This is a genomic window from Alkalihalobacillus sp. MEB130, from assembly GCF_032335535.1.
Lineage (GTDB): Bacteria > Bacillota > Bacilli > Bacillales > Bacillaceae_D > Halalkalibacter.
Map to the genome: position 1 here is coordinate 1 of NZ_JAOANA010000060.1, position 1,325 is coordinate 1,325.

Here is a 1,325-nt window from a genome sequence, read left to right on the forward strand (position 1 = left end):
CGAATTAAACATATACTTTTTCTTTACCTTACTTTAGATAACGCAACATTCCCAATATCAACAGTTTCTTTAGGTTTATCCGGAACCTTCTGTCTTCCTTTGGATGTTTTAGACTTTTTCCGATGAACTTCGTTCAAGAATTCTTGGTACGTTCGATTGAAATACGTTCGAATTAATCGTAATAGCTGCCACATCGTTTTGTTGGTTTTTAGTTGCTGTTGAACAAGTAAAGTTACGGCGAAAGCAATAAGGGCTAAATACATCTGATTCCAGATGCCTTGAGGTTTTGTACTCCATAATTTTGTTAGCCGTATGTGTTGTTTAATCCATTTGAAGAACGTTTCAATTTGCCACCGGTGTCGATAGATTTCAGCGATTTGTGATGCTTCTAAATCCCAACGATTGGTGATAATGCGGTAGCGATGTCCCTTCTCATCTGTGTATTCCACAAGACGTAATGGTCTCTGTATTTGATTACGGGAGCTGCCCACAAGTACTTTTGCATCCGTTAGAATATGAGAATCGTCAGATTTGAGTGCATTCTCTAATACAGTAATCTTCGTTTGTTCTTTTATTCTTACAACGAATAAGATCTCTTTTTCTAACCAGTATGCCAATCTCATGAGACTGGCATAGCCGCGATCCATTACATAGGTTGCGTCTGATTCTTCCACTAAAATATCGGATCCCTCAAAGTCACTTACAATGCCTGTAGAAGGAACAATTTTGTCAGGGAAAACCGTATTTACTGACGTCACCACTAAGCGGGTATGCATCTTCACTACGGTCCATCCTTGCGTGACAAAAGCCCAATTTGAAAGGTTCTCAGGGAGCTTGATATGGGTTGAATCCACTAAGTTCAAACGTCCAATTCCTTTAGGTAATCCTTTATCTTTCTTTGTTAATGATCGAACATGATTGATCATTTCGAAGAAAAGATCTTGAAGTTGTTCCGTTGGAAACTCATTGATTCTACGACTTAGCTGAGACCCGCTAATACTAGTTAGACGGAGGTCCTTTCGTAAATCCGGATAAGCACGTAGTTTCTCCTCCATATCTTCGTACGATTCCCACTTTCCTAATTGAGCACTGACAAAGATCTTAATTAAAGCGTCTGCACCTAACTTCTTTCCATAATTCATTAATGGACAAGCGAATTTTTCCAAAGGTAACAAAGATAAACATTGACGAATTAACATGACATTCACTATACTTTTCATAGTTGGAACTCCTTTTGTAGATGACTTGTTAGTGGGAACAACAAGCTCAACACATCTACAATAGGAGTTTTTTTTATTTTCGTAAATACTTATATACTTTTTACA

At 37.8% G+C, this 1,325-nt stretch carries 1 protein-coding gene; it reads right to left on the bottom strand.

Annotation, left to right across the window (positions count from 1 at the left end; genetic code table 11):
- Positions 1-23: 23 nt before the first annotated feature.
- Positions 24-1,220 (bottom strand): IS4 family transposase, encoded by a 1,197-nt coding sequence (locus N0O92_RS23685; RefSeq protein WP_315617498.1) that lies wholly within the window; start codon positions 1,218-1,220, stop codon positions 24-26.
- Positions 1,221-1,325: the final 105 nt, after the last annotated feature.

What these genes read in the sequence shown, in the direction of transcription:
- N0O92_RS23685 (WP_315617498.1), bottom strand. Translation starts at nt 1,220, where the DNA reads ATGAAAAGTATAGTGAATGTCATGTTAATTCGTCAATGTTTATCTTTG.